We start from the raw sequence: 3,358 nt of genomic DNA on the forward strand, positions 1-3,358 counted from the left end.
CTCCAGCGCCTCGGGCAGCAGCATGTGAAAGAGGCGGTTGACCTCGTCGCGCGACAGGCGCGCCTGCGGCTGCGTGGCCAGCTCCATGAAGCACCACAGGCGCAGCTGCACGTGAGCCTGCGGTCCGCTGAACAGGCCGCGCAGAGCGTCGATCAGCGGCAGGCGGTGTTGCAGGGCGGCGGAAAGGGGCGCGTGAATGGGGCTTTCGTTGTCACGAAAAAATCCGTCGAAACCGATCGTTTCAGATGGGCTGTCTTGCAGGTCTTGGGGCGGGGCCTCACTCATGGCTGCATTGTGCCGGAGTCGCGATCGTGCCAGATCCGGCTTTGGCGCGCCTGTTGGCGTGATACCGTGGTTTGGGTCCGGCGCCTGAATGGCTCGGGACACATTCAACACACTTCAATCAGGAGCTCCCCGTGACACCACATCCGTGGCCTGTGTCTCGCCTTGTCTGCGCAGCTTTGATCGGTTTCAGCGGTCTCGCTTGCGCCAACGTCCTCGAAAACCCAAGCTTCGACATCGGCTTCCAGAACGTCGAGAACTGCTCCGGCGCTGGCGTGTCCGCTCCGACCTTGCAGGGGCAATTGGCCAACAATTGGGGGCCCAACAACTGCTGGATGAGTGACAAATCGGCCACGACTGTCACCTTTTCGGCCGAGGTCGGACGTTCGGGTACAGGGAAGTCGCAGGGGGTGGCGTCCAACAGCGTGACCGGTGACGCCGTCATCAGCACTTGGGTCTGGCTCAAGCCCGGCAACCGCTACCGCACGGTGGTCTGGATGAAAGCCGATGCCCCGACCGAGGTGCTGCTTCAACTGCGCGCCTGGAACAGCCCGTACACGGCTTACGGTGTCACTGTCGCCAAGCTGACCACGAACTGGGCCCCCTATGAATTCGAAGGCCTTGCTCCCGTGGTGGCAGACGCCAACGTACCGGGCGGTTTGTTCGTGTCGACGCGCGGCAATGTCAAGGTTTACCTGGACGATGCCCAGGTGACCCCCGAAGTTGATGCCACCGAACCTGTGCATTCGCGCTCCATGCAGGTGGTGCCGGCCAGTTACTTTGGTGTGCATGCCCACCAATCGCAGTCGCTCACCGGCTTGGGTCGATCAGCGGGCGCCGAGCGCCTCTGGGACGCCAATGGCGTGCAATGGGCTGACATTTTCCGCGACTCGCCGACCCAGAACAATTGGGCCGAGTTCGACCGCCGTGTCGCTCGCGCCATCAGCGTGGGTGCCGCGCCTTTGATGGTCTTGGGGGGGAATGGCCCTGCCTGGTCGTCCGGTGCGCCAATCACTTGTCAGTTCTACGCTGGCACCTCCTCTTCGCCTCCGTCGAGTGACGCCGTCTGGCGCGACTGGGTGCGAGCTGTGGCGACGCGCGCCAAGGGCAAAGTGCGTCATTGGGAAATCTGGAACGAGCCCTACCAATGCTCCGCGTTCAAGGCCGACCCCCTGAAGCTGGCGAACCTGGTCGCCAGCGCCCGAGCGGTTCTCAAGGAAGTTGACCCGACCAACGTCATTGTCAGCCCCAGTTTCGACCTGGGCGACAACACCTTCCTGGATCGCTACCTGCAGGCCGCGAAGTTGGCCTACCCTGGCGGTGAGGCCCATTGGGACATCACGTCGGTGCACGCCTATGACGGCTTCGTGGGCGATTACCTCGACGAGCGCAAGACCAAGGTTGCAGCGCAGGCACGCTCGGTCGAGGACATGTTCGAGCGTGAGCACCTCGTGACCAACGCCCTCTCGGTGCTGCGTCGATTTGGCCTGGACACCCGACCGATCTGGAACACCGAGGGCGGCTACCTCAACGCTTCCAGCCTGCCTGTTGGCACGCAAAGCGGTGGGCCCAATGACCGGGCCGGCGCCTCATTCGTGGCCCGGCACATGTTGGTTGGATGGGCTGCGGGATTGGACGCCAACTACTACTACGCGTGGGACCAGCGCAGCGGTGGTGGCAGCTGGCCGATTGCGGGGGCCCGCGAGGCCACGGAGGGCTCGTTGGCGTACAGCACGACCGAAGCCGGCACGGCGTACATCCAGGTCAGCAAGTGGCTCACAGGAGCCGTTCTGATCGGACGCACAGTTCGCGCTGATGGCACCTGGGAGTACACCCTCAAGCGTGGCCCGGCCACATCGGTTGTGGCCTGGAACCCGCAAGCCCAGGTGAGCTACACGCCGCCTGCTGGTCGCACCAATGCGACCGATCTGACCGGCACGACGACGGCCATCGGCGCTTCCGTGCAGTTGAACAACCGACCCGTGCTGTTCGCGGCGCCGCCCACCACCATGACGGTGGGCAGCAGCGTCACCCAAACCAGAACGACGCAGAACTTTGACCTGACGGCCACCGTCAAGAACGGCTATCAGCCGACCGGCACGGTGCAGTTCAAGGCCAATGGTGTCAACCTGGGCGGATTGGTGACCCTGGTCGGTGGCGTCGCCAAACTGAACACGCGCATCACCACTGCGGGCACCTACACCATCACCGCTCATTACAACGGTGACTCGGCCAACCCAGTGAACGCAACGGCGACGGGCGTTTCGGTCAAGGTGCGTGCCTGCTTCCTAGGCATCTGTCGTTGAGCATGGGCAGGGGGGCTTCTGTCCCGGGTACCATCCCGCCCGATGACCGATGCCCCCCGCCTCCACTGGACCGATGGCGACGAGCCGCGCAGCGCCCGTTGGCGCAGCCTCGCCGACGTGCCGCCACCCAAGCGCGTGGTGCTCGCCGATGACACCTTCGCTGCCGATGCCGCCTACAAGCTGGTGTGCGAGGGCACGGCGCTGCTTTGGCAGGGCGACTTTCATCAGGCTCGCCAGATGCTGCAAGCCCTGGGCCGACGCGTGGACCGGCGCCAGCAGCGCAAGCCGGCTGCCTCGGCCCAAGCCCGGTCACCAGCGACTGAGGGCCTGACCCAGGCCCACCACCTGCATCGCAAGGCCCAGGCCGAGCGCGCGCGCTTGCTGGGCCTGCTGCTGCTGCCCTTCGAGGCCGACCACAGCGTGCCCCTGCGCCGCGCGCCCGATGTGCGTCAGGCTTGCCTCCAAGCCCATGGCGAGGTCACCGAGCCTTATGTGGCGTCGCTGCGCGAACTGCAAGGCCTGATCGGGGCCCACGAGTGGCGCAAGCAGGGCGTGCCGGTGGCCGCGCTGGGCGAGCTCATCCATCCGCACCATGGCGTGTTCTCGCCTGTGCGGGGCGAGTACGTGGACCTGCTGGCGCAGGCGCCCTTGCCGGCGGTGTTTCAGGCGACCGATCCCGCGCACACCGCCTGGGACATCGGCACCGGCACAGGCGTGCTCTCGGCGGTGCTGGCGCGCCGCGTCGCGGGCAACGTGATCGCCACCGAGCT

The 3,358-nt window shown here is 65.6% G+C and carries 1 protein-coding gene and 2 pseudogenes; 2 read left to right on the plus strand and 1 reads right to left on the minus strand.

What is annotated here, in order from left to right; all coding sequences use genetic code 11:
• Positions 1-387, minus strand: a pseudogene (locus B2W70_RS15730) (hypothetical protein); the annotation flags it as partial.
• A 29-nt stretch (positions 388-416) separates the two neighbouring features.
• Between B2W70_RS15730 and B2W70_RS15735 the strand changes: the two are divergent.
• Both B2W70_RS15735 and B2W70_RS15740 read left to right on the plus strand, forming a co-directional pair.
• Complete coding sequence (locus tag B2W70_RS15735; RefSeq protein ID WP_286747086.1) at positions 417-2,588, plus strand: Ig-like domain repeat protein; 2,172 nt, start codon at positions 417-419, stop codon at positions 2,586-2,588.
• Between the two features lie 42 nt (positions 2,589-2,630).
• Positions 2,631-3,358: pseudogene (locus B2W70_RS15740) on the plus strand (methyltransferase); the annotation flags it as partial.

Source organism: Aquabacterium sp. UBA2148, from assembly GCF_002328915.1.
Lineage (GTDB): Bacteria > Pseudomonadota > Gammaproteobacteria > Burkholderiales > Burkholderiaceae_C > Aquabacterium > Aquabacterium parvum.